We start from the raw sequence: 13,594 nt of genomic DNA, 5'->3' as shown, positions 1-13,594 counted from the left end.
ACATGCCCGGCGGGAATTGAGCCCTCCAAGGGACATGTCCAGTGCTGGCCCGCGCCGAGGGACATGCCCGGCGGGATTTGAGCCCTCCAAGGGACATGTCCCGTGGGTTTTGAGGGCTGCGAGGGACATGTCCAGCGGTGGGTGCTCACGCTGGGCATGTCCCGGGAAGGGCAGGAGGCTACTCCCCCAGCACTTCCAGGGCCTCGAGCCATTCGAGTTCAAGGGCTTCGCGTTCCCCGGCCAGTTCCTGGAGTTTCGCGTTAAGCCCGGCGAGCTGGTCGAACTTGCTGGCGTCCCCGGCCCCGGCGGTCATCTGGGCGTGGATCTTGTCTTCCTGCTGCTTGAGTTTGCCCAGCTGGCGGTCGATCCGGTTCTTGGCCTTGCGGGCGTCGCGCTTTTCGGCCTCAGAAGGGCCGCTGGCGGCGGGAGCGGATCCACCGCCCGCGGAGGTGACGGGGTTGCCGCCGCCTGTGATCGTGGAGCCGGCCAGGGCCCCTTCCCGCAGTTCGAGGTACTGGTCCACGCCGCGCGGCAGGGCACGGATCTTGCCATCGCCAAGGAGCGCCATCTGGTGGTCCGTGACGCGCTCGAGCAGGTAGCGGTCGTGGCTGACGACGACGAGCGTGCCCGGCCAGCCGTCGAGCACATCTTCGACGGCGGCGAGGGTGTCGGTGTCGAGGTCGTTGGTCGGCTCGTCAAGCATCAGCACGTTCGGCTCCCCCACGAGCAGGCGCAGGAGCTGCAGCCGCCGGCGTTCGCCACCGGAGAGGTCCTTGACCGGGGTCCACTGCTTCTCGTTGGTGAAGCCCAGCTGCTCCACGAGCTGGCCGGCGGTGAATTCCTTGCCGCCGACGTTGAAGGAGCGCTTTTCCCGCTCGATCACTTCGATCACGCGCAGGTCGGAGACGTCGTCGAGTTCCTTGACCTCCTGGGTCAGGACCGCGGTGACCACCGTCTTGCCGCGCTTGACCTTCCCGGAGCTGGGCTGGATCTCACCGTTGAGGAGTTTGAGCAGGGTGGTCTTGCCGGCGCCGTTGACGCCCACGAGGCCCAGCCGCTCCCCGGGGGCGAGGCGCAGCGTGATGTTGTCGAAGAGCTTCTGCCCGGGCTCGCCGCCGAGGAAGTCCAGCGAGACGTGCTCGAGGTCCAGGACATCCTTGCCCAGCCGGGCGGTGGCCATCTTGCTCAGCGCCGTCGAGTCGCGCGGCTCGGGGACGTCCGCGATCAGGGCGTTGGCTGCCTCGATCCGGAACTTGGGCTTGGCGGTGCGGGCCGGGGCACCGCGCCGGAGCCAGGCGAGTTCCTTCTTCACGAGCTGCTGGCGCTTGCTTTCCATCACGGAAGCGGACCGGTCGCGCTCGGCGCGGGCCAGGACGTAGGCGGCATAGCCGCCGTCGAACGGGTCCATGATGCCGTCGTGGATTTCCCAGGTCTTGGTACAGACTTCATCGAGGAACCAGCGGTCGTGGGTGACTACCAGGAAGGCTCCCTGGTTGGCCCGCCAGCGGGTCTTCAGGTGCCGGGACAGCCAGGCGACGCCTTCGACGTCGAGGTGGTTGGTGGGCTCGTCGAGCATGATGACGTCGTGGTCCTCGATCAGCAGCTTGGCCAGCGCCACACGCCGCTTCTGCCCGCCGGAGAGCGCGTGGACGTTGGCGTGCCAGTCGACGTCGGACACCAGCCCGCCCATGACTTCGCGGATCTGGGGATTGCGGGCCCACTCGTAGTCGGCCTGGTCCCCCACGATCGCGGCGCCGACGGTGAGGTCGCCGTCGAGCACGTCGCTCTGGTCCAGGTAGCCGATGTTGACCTCGCTGCGCTTGGTCACCCGGCCGGAGTCCGGGGTGGAGCGCATGGCCAGCAACCGCATCAGGGTTGACTTGCCGTCACCGTTGCGGCCCACCATGCCAATCCGGTCGCCCTCTTCAAGGCCGAGGGTAATGCCATCGAGGACGGTACGGGTTGCATACGAGACCGTGAGGTTCTCGCCGCCGAGCAGGTGTGCCACTGGGAACTGCTTTCTTAGGTGTATCGGTGAAGTGAAGCTGTGAAGTCATCGGATGCGATGCGTCAAAAGCTCCTAAAGGAGCGTATCGGAGATGATGCGGGCCCCGTGCACCGGCCCGTGCACCGCCATGGCGTCGAGGCTGTGGTGCCGCAGCTCTTCGGCGAGCCCGGCGGCCGCGGCGGGGCTGTGCGCGAGGAACGCGACGGTGGGTCCGGAGCCGGAGACGATGCCTGCGATCGCGCCGCAGGCCTCGCCGCGGCCCAGGGTCTCGCGCAGGCCCGGGGCCAGTTCGATCGAGGCGCGCTGGAGGTCGTTGACCAGCACGCGGCTCAGGGCGTCGGCATCGCCGCTGCGCAGAGCCGTGAGCACGCCGGGATCCACTGCGTCGGGTTCGTCCACCGCCAGGCCCTCGGCCGCGCGCAGGCGGTCCAGGGTGCGGTAGACCTCAGGGGTGGGCAGGCCGAAGTCCGCGCTGACCAGGACCCAGTCCGTCTGGGCCTTGACCAGGGCCGGCGAGAGGTCATCGCCGAGGCCCAGTCCGACGGCGGTGCCGCCCAGCAGCGCGAAGGGAACATCGGCGCCGAGCTCGGCGGCCAGGTGGGCCAGCTCATCGCGGGACAGTCCACTGTTCCACAACGCGTCGCAGGCCAGCAGGGTGGCGGCGGCGTCGGCTGATCCGCCGCCCATGCCGCCAGCCACGGGCACCCGTTTGGTGATCTCCAGGTGGACACCCGTGGAGTGTTCCGAGACGTCGGCCATGATGGCGGCGGCTTTGTAGGCCAGGTTGCGGTGATCGAGCGGAATGTCCACCCCGTCGAGGTCCACGGTGCTCGCATCGCTGATGCTGACGGTGATCTCGCCGGTATCGGTGCTGGTGGCGGCAATTTCTTCGTAGAGCGAGACAGCCAGGTAGACGCTGGCCACGGAGTGGTAGCCGTCCGGCCGCAGCGGTCCGACATCCAGTGAGACGTTAACCTTGCCTGGAGCTTTCACCCGGACGGTCCTCGCGGCAAAGCGCCCTCTCACTGCGTTCATGGCTCCACGCTATGGCATCGCGGCCCGGGCTCCAAGCACGCAACAGCCCTTGGAGGCGCCCATGCAGAGCTCACAAGGAGCTCAGGAGTCCGGTTGTCCTTGGGCTTCGGCGATTCTGGCGAACGCCGCGATGTCGATCACTTCGCCGCGCGCGGTGGGGTCGACGCCGGCGGCCCGCAGGCAGCGTTCGGCCTCCGCGGCGCTGCCGGCCCAGCCGGCCAGCGCGGCCCTGAGCGTCTTGCGGCGCTGCGCGAAGGCGGCGTCGATCACGGCGAAGACCTGCTCCCTGGTGGCGGTCGTGACGGGGGGCTCCCGGCGCGTGAAGGCGACGAGCCCGGAATGGATCTTGGGCGCTGGCCAGAAGACGTTCATGCCGATCACGCCGGCCTTGCGCATGCTGCTGTACCAGGCGGCTTTGACGGATGGAACGCCGTAGGTCTTGGAGCCGGGCCCGGCCGCGAGCCGGTCGGCGACTTCATCCTGGACCATGACCAGGCCGTGCTGCAGGCTCGGGAAGTGCTGCAGGAGGTGCAGCACCACGGGAACGGCCACGTTGTAGGGAAGATTCGCGACGAGGGCGGTCGGCTCGACGGGAAGTTCGGTGACCCGCATGGCGTCGGCCAGCACGAGGTGGAAGTTCCCGACGGCGTGCGGTCGCCACGCGGCGACAGTGGCCGGCAGGCGCCCGGCAAGGACCGGATCGATTTCGACGGCGACCACGCTGCGGGCGGCGTCCAGCAGGCCAAGGGTCAGTGACCCGAGTCCGGGGCCGACTTCCAGGACGATCTCATCGGCCCGGATGTCGGCGGCGTTCACGATCCGCCGGATGGTGTTGCCGTCGATCACGAAGTTCTGCCCGAGGGTCTTCGTGGGCCGCACGCCGATTTCCTCTGCCAGCCGGCGGATATCGGAGGCACCCATCAGCGGTGCGGGCGCCGCTCCGGGCAGGCTTTCGGGGGCGGAGGGGCTCGGTTCAGTCACCTAGGTATCCTATCCCGGCGCCGGTACGCCGCAGGCCGGGTCCGGAGGGAATCCGGACCCGGCCTGTGCTCTCCCCTGGCTGTGGTCGGCAGCCGCGGGAGTCGGGCGTTTAGTTGCGGGCGTTCAGTGGCGGGCAGTCAGCCGCCGGCCTGGCCTGCTAGCTGGAGGCGGCCCAGCCGCAACCCCAGGGCTGCAGTCCGCGCTGGGCGTAGACCCGGTTGGCGACGGCGATCTGCTGGGCCTTGGTGGCGGCCGCGGCGTTCGGGGCGTAGGCGCCGCCGCCCGAGCTGAGCCAGGTGCCGACGTCGAACTGCAGGCCTCCGTAGTAGCCGTTGCCGGTGTTGGTGGACCAGTTGCCGCCGGATTCGCACTGGGCGATCTTGTCCCACATGCCCTGGTTCATCATGGCGGGGGCGGCCGCACCGGTGTTGGCGGCGGGCTTGGGCTTTTCCTTGGTGCCGACAGTGACCTTTTCGGTGACGGGCTGGACGCTGACAGTCTCGGACACCAGGGTCCGGGAGGCTTCGCGGCCATCCACGAGGACCAGCTTGAAGTTCTTGCTGGTGGTGCCGGCGACGCCGGCCTGGGTGACCTTCTTCTCACCCTTGAACATGTCAGCACTCTCGGTGGTGAGCGTTTCGAAGGCGACGGGCTCGGTGGTGTTGGCGGTCTTGCTGACGTCGACGCGGGAGACCTTGATCACCATGTCATTGACCACCGGGGCGTTCCCGGGCTGGGAGACGCGGTCGCTGGCCCCAAGCGAAAGCCCGGCGTCCTCGAGCACTTTGGCGACCGTGGCCGCCGTCGTGGTGGTCGCTGCCGCCTTGCCGTCCGCAACGAGGCTCACCTTTTTCGGCGTCGAGATGGAGACGAAGGAGCCGGAGACAGCGAGCTGGGCGTCCTTGGGCACGGAGACCTGCGAGGCGCTGGCCACGCCGAGTTCGGTCACGAGACCTTCGACGGTGGGTGCGGTGGTGGAAATGGTCCGTTCGGCGCCGTCCAGGCTGACCTTGACGGCCTTGGCGAGGTTGACGTTGATGACTGACCCGTCCTGCACGTGGGCGTCCGCCGAAGGCGACACCCTGTCAGATGGCTGCAGTTCAACCTTGGCGCTCTTGACGACTTCCCCGACGGTTCCGCCGAAGGTCTGGACGGAGCTGACTTTGCCATCCACGTTGAGTGTGATCGTCTTGTTATTGCCGACGAAGGCCACGAGGCCCAGCACCAGTGCCACCAGCACCACGAGCTGCGTGCCAACCTTGACGAAGCTGAACTTGCCGTCCGATGTGAAGAACTTGACCACAATTGCCCGAATCTCTTGGACCTTCCGGGCACGGGGAAAAGTGCACGTGGCCATCCCCCGCGAGCGCGCCAACGGCGGCTCCGGACAGCGTCCGGAGCGTCACGGAACATGCGTGCACTGCCTCACCCAAAACGAGAGCGCGCATGTGGTTCGTTGGCCACAATGCACGCCCTGCTGGAGTGAAATTATCCGTAGGCCTTCCCCGACCCCGGCTAATAGTTGACCACTGTAATCGAAGCGTTATAAAGGAACCAAGAATTTGTGCATACCCCGTATCTACCCCGGGAGGCTGGATGAGGGCGGTTCAGTCCCAGGATCCGTATGCCCGCACCGTATTTGCGGCGATCTGCGCACACAGCCCGGAAAGCTCCGACCCAGTCACATCGGCCATGGCCCGCACCGTGTACGGAACCATGTAGCTCGCGTTCGCCCGGCCGCGATGCGGGTGCGGGGTGAGGAAGGGTGCGTCGGTCTCGACCAGGATCCGGCTCGGCTCAGCGATAGCCAGCGCTTCCCGCAGGTCCGTCGCGTTCTTGAATGTCACAGTTCCGGCAAAGGACATGTACCAGCCCTCCGCGTTGCAGGTCCGGGCGAGCGCCTCGCCGCCTGAGAAACAGTGGAAGACCACCCGCTCCGGTGCCCCCTCTTCGCGCAGGACCTGGACGACGTCGTCGTGGGCGTCGCGGTCGTGGATTTGCAGCGTCAGTCCGAGCCGTTTGGCGATGTCGATATGGCGGCGGAACGAATAGCGCTGGTGGACCAGGCCCTCGCCCTCGGTCCGGAAGAAGTCCAGGCCGGTCTCCCCGATCGCCCGGATCCTCGGATGGGCGGCGAGCTCCTCGATCTCGGCCAGGGCCTCCTCCAGGCCGCCGCGCCGGGCGTAGCCGGGGGCGTCGTTGGGGTGGAGGGCAACAGCGCCCAGGAGCCGTGAATCGAGGTCGACCGCGTTGACCGTAAACCTGGACGATTCGAGGTCGCAGCCCACCTGCACGGCGCCTTGCACGCCCACGGCGGCGGCGGCATCGAGGGCGTCCTTGATGCCCACCTCAAGCTCCGCGTCGGGAAAATCCAAATGCGTGTGGTTGTCCATGACCGGCACGGGAAGCGGTTCAGGTGCGGGCGGATACCCGCTGCGTCCGGTACCGTCGTGTCCAGGCGACCGGAAGGGGACGGGAGTGAGGGGACTGAGCATTCATCCACCCTAACCGGAGGCCAGATTTCCCCGGAACTCTCTGTCAGGGCCGGCAGTTGTGTTAGTAGTCTGTTAATACTCTGTAATTTCCCCGTTAGGAAACAGGTGAATGCCACTGCGGGGCCCGGCCGCCGCGGGCGGTCAGATCCGGGACCCACCAGGGCTGAAAGGCTGCCGATGGATTACCACCGCACTTCCGTAGACGACATCCTCCCCCAAGGACAGAGCCTCCCGGGCCGCGCTTCCTTGGATCCAAGCGTAGCCGGACACCGGCCCCCGCGGCATGAACTGCCGGCCATGGAAGCCGACGCCTTCCACTCAGCCAGCACCCGGATCCTGACGGCGATCAATACGGTCATCGACGGCAAGGCCGAAGCGGCCAAACTGGCGCTCACGGTCCTCCTCGCCCAGGGCCACCTGCTCCTCGAAGACGTCCCAGGGGTGGGCAAGACGCTCCTGGCGAAGACGCTGGGCCGCACCATCGACTGTTCCGTCAGCCGGATCCAGTTCACCCCGGACCTGCTCCCGTCCGACGTCACGGGCGTGTCCATCTACAACCAGGCGACCCGGACCTTCGAGTTCCGGCACGGCGCGGTGTTCGCCAACATCGTCATCGGGGACGAAATCAACCGCGCCTCGGCCAAGACCCAGTCAGCCCTGCTGGAGTGCATGGAGGAGCACCAGGTCACGGTGGACGGCACGTCCTACCGGCTGGATGAGCCCTTCATGGTGGTGGCGACGCAGAACCCCATTGAGATGGAGGGCACGTATCCGCTGCCGGAAGCGCAGCGGGACCGCTTCATGGCCCGGATTTCCATGGGCTACCCGGACCGTGAGTCCGAGATGGAGATGCTCGAAACCCACCAGGCCTCCTCTCCGCTGGCGCGTGTGACGGCAGTGGTCACCGCGGCGGAAGTGGCCGCCATGATTGCCACGGTGCAGCAGGTGTACGTGTCCCGGTCGATCAAGGAGTACACCGTGGCCCTGGGCCGGGCCACGCGGGAAAGCGGGCTTCTCCGGCTCGGCGCCAGCCCGCGGTCCATGCTGCAGCTCCTGCGTGCGGCGAAGGCCACCGCCGCGCTGGAGGGCCGGGACTTTGTGCTGCCGGACGACGTCGTCAGCGTCGCCGAAGCGGTGCTCGCCCACCGGATCATCCTCGACCGCAAGGCGGCCAGCGCGGGTGAGACGCCGCAAAGCGTCATCCGGGCCATCATCGCCAAGATACCCGTCACCCCGGACGTGACGGCCTCACCCAACGGAACCGGCCGCCCTGGCCGGAAGAAGGCCTCGGCCATGGCAGCCGCGCCGCCGCCCAACCTGCCCAATCCGCGCTAGGGAATGGCTCCGCCGTGGCGTTAAGGGATCGGTTCCCCGGGCACTTCTTCAGTAGCCGCGGCTGGGGCCTGCTCGGCGCCGGTGCGGTGTCGCTGCTGGCCGCGCAGATCATGGGGCGCCGGGACCTGCTGGCCCTGGCCGTCCTGCTGCTGGTGCTGCCGGCGCTCGCCCTGGCCGGAACCCGGGTCCTGAAGCCGAGGTTCCGGGTCTACCGCGAATTCAGCCCGTCGCCGGTTGAAACCTCCGCCCGTGCCACGGTGCGGCTGGCCGTCGCGCGGACCGGGGCGGGCACAGGCCACGCGGTCATGGAGGAACACTTGCCGGCCCGGTTCGGCGAATCGCCCGTCTTCCGGTTCCCGGCCCGTGCGGCAGCCGGCGGCACCAGCCGCTATGAGTACCACCTCCGCTCGGCCAGGCGCGGCCAGTTCCTGATCGGGCCCGTCACGGCGGAATTCAGCGATCCCTTCGGGCTCTCCTTCCACCGCCACGCGATTGACGACGGCGACCTCCTCACCGTGACGCCCGCCGCCATCGAGCTGCCGGAGACGGGGCTCGCCGGTGCGCGCGGACACGACGGTGTCACACCCACGCGGGCCCGGGCCAATCCCAGCGACGACGACGTCATGACCCGCGAATACCGCCACGGGGATCCGCTGCGCCGGGTGCACTGGGCCGCGACCGCCCGCCACGGGTCCCTCATGGTGCGGCAGGAGGAATCCGTCACGACCCCCGAGGCGACCATCATCCTGGACCAGCGGCTCTCCGCCTACCCCCACGGGGTGTTCGGCCACAGTGCCCATTCCTCCGGCGGCCATCCGGGCGGCGGGGAGGGGGACGGCCACGACCTGCTGACCTCTGATGCCTTCGAGTGGGCTGTCACGGCGGCGATGTCGATCGGGGCGCACCTCGCGGAACGCAACTACTCGCTGCGGTTCCTGGACAGCGCGGGCGAGCCGGCCTTCCGGCATTCGCCGTCCGCTCCCGACCCGGAAGCCGAGGAATACACCGGAACGGCCGGGCTGCAGTCCATCGCCGAAAGCCTGGCTGCCATCGAGCTTTCCGGCCCGCACCACACCCACCACCACAACCACCCGCACCGTGACCGCACGGGGCCCCGCCCGCAGAAGGCCGCGGCGGGAACCAGCACCGGATCTTCCGCGCCGGGGGGATTCCGCTCCGGGGCCGGGGCGGGCACCGGGAATGCCCCGCACGCCTTCGACGACACCCTGATGGACAAACTTTCCGCCCACCGGCTGCGCGGACCTGTCCTGGCGGTCCTGGGCAGCCTGACCCCGGCCGAGGCCCGGGCGCTGTCCCCGGCCGCCGGGTTCGGCGCGAACGCCTTCGCGCTGCTGGTCACGGACCGGGCACAGGACTCCGGCGAAGTGCCCGAGGTGCTGGAGGCGCTGCGGCTGGGCGGATGGCGGGCCCTGGCGGTGTCCGCCCAGAGCTCGCTGCCTGACGCCTGGGCAGCCTTCGACCAGGCAGACCCGGGGATGTCCGCCGGGGCCGACGTCCGCCGCGGCGTGGGGGGCCGGCCATGACGCTCGCCCCGCAACGCAGCCAAGGCACCGGCACGGCCGGCGGAGAAGAACCGACGGCCCTCTCCCCCGGTGCGGCGTCCCGGCCGGACGGACCCGGCGCCCGGCCCTGGGTGATGGCGACCGCCGTCGCGGTAGCCGTCGCGGGCGCGGCCCTCGGATTCAACGGCGTCCTGCGTGGCTGGGCCTGGTACTCCCCGGTGTTCAGTACCGTGCTCTCCGTTGCGTTCTCCCTCGCGGTGCTCCGGTCCCTGCGTGCCCGGCCCTGGCTGGTGACCGCCGGCGGCCTGGTGGCGCTGATCGTGGCCGTGACCTTCATCTTCTTCCGGCAGCACAGCGTTGCCGGGTTCATCCCCTCCCCGGAGACCATGAACTACCTGGGAAAGTTCCTCCGGCGGGCCAGCGAAACGGTTCTGGCCGAGAGCACCCCAGTGGCCCCCAACGCCGGAATCGTCATGCTGATCTGCGCGGTCCTCGGGCTGCTCGTGATCCTCATCGATGCCCTGGCGTTCCCGCTGGCGCTGCCGGCCACGAGCGGGCTCGGGATCCTGGCAATCCTCGTGGTGCCGGCCATGGTCAAGCCGCAAAGCGTGGGAGTGCTGGGGTTCGTGGGCGCCGTAGTCGGGTACCTGTTGATCCTCGGCTGCAGCCATTGGTACACGCCGGATACCCGCACCCTGGCCGACACCGCCCGCAACCCCGGGCAGCTCCGGCGCGGCACGGTCACGGCCGTCGCGGCGCTGACCCTCACGCTGGTGCTGCAGCTGGTCATCCCGGGTTTCGACCAGGGCACGTTCCCGCAGGGCTCGCGGCTGAACCCGTTCGGCGGCGCCACCGGCCTCAATCCGATGATCAGCCTGGGCAACAGCCTGCGCAGCCCCTCCGGCGAGGGCCGGATCACCTTCGCCACGAACGCGCCGACGACGCCGTACCTGCGCTCGGTGACCGTGGACACCTTTGACGGCGATTCCTGGTCACCCGATGACCGGGAGTCGAGCCGGCAGCCGGGAACCGGCCGGCTCGAGGCCGGGCATGAGACCGCCCCGGCCGAGCTACGCGTAATTACGGCCGTCAACACCGGCCAGTACACGAGCCCGTACCTGCCCGCACCGTACGCGCCGGAAGCTGTCAACGGACTCTCAGGGCGCTGGAGCTGGGACCCCGCCACGCTGAGCATCAAGGGTGTGGACACAAATTCCCGCGGCCAGCAATATGTGGTCTCGTCCGTCACTCCGCAGCTCACGGCAGCGCTGCTGGCGGGCGCTTCCGGGCCGGTGACCGGTGTCCCCGAGCTGTTCCTCCGGGAACCGTCGAATGTTCCGGAGGTTGTGCGCAGCACGGCTAAAACTGTGACGGCGGGTGCCAACTCGCCGTATTCGCGGGCCATGGCCATCCAGAGGTATCTGCGCTCCGCCGAGTTCAGCTACTCGCTGCAGTCCCCCGTGCAGGGCGGCTACGACGGCAACGGCCTGTCCGTGCTGGCGGACTTCCTGACCCAGAAGAGCGGCTACTGCATTCATTTCGCCTCCGCCATGGCCGTGATGGCCAGGCTGGAGGGCATTCCGAGCAGGATCGCCGTGGGCTACGCGCCGGGGCGCCCCACGGGGGCCACGGTGGCGGTCTCGGGCCAGGGCCCGCTTCCGGAGTTCGAGGTCGATGCCCGGGACGCCCACGCCTGGCCGGAGCTCTATTTCCAGGGCATCGGCTGGGTCGCGTTTGAGCCGACACCGTCCCGCGGCGTCGTTCCGGCGTACGCCACGGATGCCGCCGCACGCAGCGGTGCCAGCACCAACGACCGCAACGACGCCCTGACCCCCGGTGACGGTTCCACCCAGGCACCGTTCCCGGTCCCCGGCACGGTCCCGCTTCCCGGAGCGGGCACGCCGGCGCCCAGCGGCGCGCAGGCGGCACAGGCGCTGTACGGCGTTGCCGCGGTGCTGCTGCTGGCGCTGCTGGTGGCCTCCCCGCGGCTGGTGCGCAGCGGCGTGCGGCGCCGCAGGCTGAGGACGGCGGCCCGCGGCTATCCCGGCGTCACGGCCGGGACGGCGCTGCCGGGCTGGGCGGAACTGCGGGATCTGGCCACGGACTACGGGGTGGCGCCCGGAGCGAGCGAAACGCCGCGGCATTTCGCCGAGCGGTTGCGCGCCTCGACGGTTTTGGGGGAACCCGGCGGTGCGGACGGGCCCGGCCAGCGGGCCGCGGCGGCCCTGACCGAGGACTTCGAACGTGAGCAGTACGGCCGCCCGGGCGGCGTGGCCGGTCCGGCGCGGACCGCAGGCTCCGCGGATCCGGCCGACTCCGCCGCGGCCAGGATCGCCCTGGTGCAGGCCTCGCTGCGCGCCAACGCCGGCTTCCTGGTCCGGCTGCGCGCGGCCTGGCTCCCGCCGTCGGTCATGTCCGGCTGGCGACGGGCCCTCCGGCTGCCCCGCGGATTCCTCTCCCGGACAGCACAATACTCCCGGACAGCACGACGCACCCGGCGGGGGTTCGCGGGATCCTGGGGAAAGATCCGCAACTCCGTCCGCCGGGTGCGCCGCGGGTAGCTGGCGTGGCTAGCCGGCGTAGGGGTCGGCGATGCCGATGTACTGCGTGTAGAGGTATTCCTCGATGCCCTCGAGGCCGCCTTCACGGCCCAGACCGGACTGCTTGACGCCGCCGAACGGGGCGGCAGCGTTGGAGACCACGCCGGCGTTGAGGCCCAGCATGCCGGTCTCGAGCCGTTCGCCCATCCGGATGCCCCGGTTCAGGTCCCGGGTGAAGACATAGGCCACCAGCCCGTACTCGGTGTTGTTCGCGAGCCGGACGGCCTCGTCCTCGGTGTCAAAGGTGATGATCGGGGCGACGGGTCCGAAGATTTCCTCGGACAGGATCCGGCTGCCCTCGCTCACGCCGGTGAGGATCGTGGGTTTGTAGAAGTAGCCCGGGCCTTCGACGGCGGAGCCGCCGGTCACGGCGACAGCACCGGAGTTCACGGCGTCGGTGACGAGTTCGTGGACCTTGTCCCGGCTCTTGGCATCGATCAGCGGGCCGACCTTGGACTCGGCCTCGGTGCCGCGGGCGGTGGTCATATCCGCCATCTTCGCGGCGAACTTCTCCGCGAACTCGGCCGCGACGGACTCGTGCACGATGAACCGGTTCGCCGCGGTGCAGGCCTCGCCCATGTTCCGCAGCTTCGCCAGCATCGCCCCGGCGACGGCGGCGTCGATGTCGGCGTCCCCGAAGACGACGAACGGGGCGTTCCCGCCGAGTTCCATCGAGGTCCGCAGCACCGTCTCGGACGCGTCCGCGAGCAGCCGGCGGCCGACCTCGGTGGAACCGGTGAAGGACAGCTTGCGCAGGCGCTGATCCTTGATCAGCGGGCCCGTGGTGGCGCCGGCCGTGGAGGTCGGGATGACGTTCAGGACACCGGCGGGCAGGCCGGCCTCGACCATCACGGCCGCGAACAGCTGGGAGGTCAGTGGGGTCAGGTTCGCGGACTTGAGCACCATCGTGCAGCCGGCCGCGACCGCGGGGGCGATCTTGCGGGTGGCCATCGCCAGCGGGAAGTTCCACGGCGTGATCAAAAGGCACGGGCCCACGGGCTTCTTGGTCACCAGCAGCCGGGACTTGCCGTCCGGGGAGACCGAGTAGCGGCCGAACGCGCGGACGGCCTCTTCCGAGAACCAGCGCAGGAACTCGGCGCCGTAGGTGACCTCGCCGCGGGCCTCGGCCAGCGGTTTGCCCATCTCCAGGGTCATCAGGAGCGCGAAGTCCTCGGCCCGTTCGGTTACCAGCTCGAAGGCGCGGCGCAGGATCTCGCCGCGTTCCCGGGCAGGGACCTTGGCCCAGGACTCCTGCGCGGCAGCGGCCGCGTCCAGGGCCGCCTTGCCGTCTTCGGGACCGGCGTCGGCAATGCTGAGCAGGACCTTCCCGGTCGCGGGATCCTCGACGTCGAAGGTCTTCCCGGACACGGCCGGACGCCATTCGCCGTTGATCAGCAGACCCGTCGGAACGGACGCCAGCAGGGCGCTCTCCCGGTCCGCGGAAACAATAGGCTGGGCAGTTACAGTCACAATGACTCCCTCGTCAGCAATTCGGTTGAACTAGTGTGGGCACAAGTTTTTTGCATGGGTTTTCGTTGTAGGCGCTCGTTCCCACAGGCAGGCACGGGCGTCTGGATTACTGCCACGCTACTGCCGCGCTCACTGGCAAGTCTATGC

At 69.1% G+C, this 13,594-nt stretch carries 9 protein-coding genes; 3 read left to right on the top strand and 6 right to left on the bottom strand.

The genetic code is table 11. The features are described 5' to 3' along the window. Positions 1-178: 178 nt before the first annotated feature. The 5 genes from AC1DBX_RS08215 to AC1DBX_RS08195 form a co-directional block, all read right to left on the bottom strand. Positions 179-2,008 carry an ABC-F family ATP-binding cassette domain-containing protein gene (locus tag AC1DBX_RS08215; RefSeq protein ID WP_028276491.1) on the bottom strand — a complete coding sequence of 610 codons (1,830 nt, stop codon included), beginning with the start codon at positions 2,006-2,008 and terminating at the stop codon, positions 179-181. A gap of 72 nt (positions 2,009-2,080) precedes the next feature. After that, positions 2,081-3,043: a 4-(cytidine 5'-diphospho)-2-C-methyl-D-erythritol kinase gene (locus AC1DBX_RS08210; RefSeq protein ID WP_028276492.1), complete on the bottom strand. Its 963-nt coding sequence runs from the start codon at positions 3,041-3,043 to the stop codon at positions 2,081-2,083. Between the two features lie 81 nt (positions 3,044-3,124). Continuing rightward, positions 3,125-3,964, bottom strand: a complete 840-nt coding sequence (gene rsmA, locus AC1DBX_RS08205; protein ID WP_476871292.1) for a 16S rRNA (adenine(1518)-N(6)/adenine(1519)-N(6))-dimethyltransferase RsmA — start codon at positions 3,962-3,964, stop codon at positions 3,125-3,127. Positions 3,965-4,181: 217 nt separating this feature from the next. Beyond that, positions 4,182-5,327 (bottom strand): ubiquitin-like domain-containing protein, encoded by a 1,146-nt coding sequence (locus AC1DBX_RS08200; protein ID WP_476849065.1) that lies wholly within the window; start codon positions 5,325-5,327, stop codon positions 4,182-4,184. Positions 5,328-5,631: 304 nt separating this feature from the next. After that, complete coding sequence (locus tag AC1DBX_RS08195) at positions 5,632-6,519, bottom strand: TatD family hydrolase (protein ID WP_476931507.1); 888 nt, start codon at positions 6,517-6,519, stop codon at positions 5,632-5,634. A gap of 177 nt (positions 6,520-6,696) precedes the next feature. On the opposite strand from AC1DBX_RS08195, the gene AC1DBX_RS08190 reads away from it, so the two are divergent. The 3 genes from AC1DBX_RS08190 to AC1DBX_RS08180 are packed head-to-tail and all read left to right on the top strand — an operon-like array spanning position 6,697 to position 11,938. After that, on the top strand, positions 6,697-7,854 hold the full coding sequence (locus tag AC1DBX_RS08190) for an AAA family ATPase (protein ID WP_476931506.1): 1,158 nt from the start codon (positions 6,697-6,699) through the stop codon (positions 7,852-7,854). Positions 7,855-7,868: 14 nt separating this feature from the next. Next, a complete protein-coding gene (locus AC1DBX_RS08185) occupies positions 7,869-9,398 on the top strand; it encodes a DUF58 domain-containing protein (protein WP_476872712.1) in 1,530 nt (509 codons plus the stop codon). Beyond that, complete coding sequence (locus AC1DBX_RS08180) at positions 9,395-11,938, top strand: transglutaminase TgpA family protein (RefSeq protein WP_476931505.1); 2,544 nt, start codon at positions 9,395-9,397, stop codon at positions 11,936-11,938. Before AC1DBX_RS08185 ends, AC1DBX_RS08180 begins: the two co-directional genes overlap by 4 nt. A gap of 9 nt (positions 11,939-11,947) precedes the next feature. On the opposite strand, the gene AC1DBX_RS08175 is transcribed toward AC1DBX_RS08180, so the two are convergent. Further along, complete coding sequence (locus AC1DBX_RS08175; protein WP_223914141.1) at positions 11,948-13,447, bottom strand: NAD-dependent succinate-semialdehyde dehydrogenase; 1,500 nt, start codon at positions 13,445-13,447, stop codon at positions 11,948-11,950. Positions 13,448-13,594: the final 147 nt, after the last annotated feature.

It is taken from the genome of Arthrobacter sp. 10N44_2 (assembly GCF_056394385.1).
The sequence above is the reverse complement of the archived record's forward strand: the minus strand, read 5'-3'. Positions and strand labels throughout refer to the sequence as shown.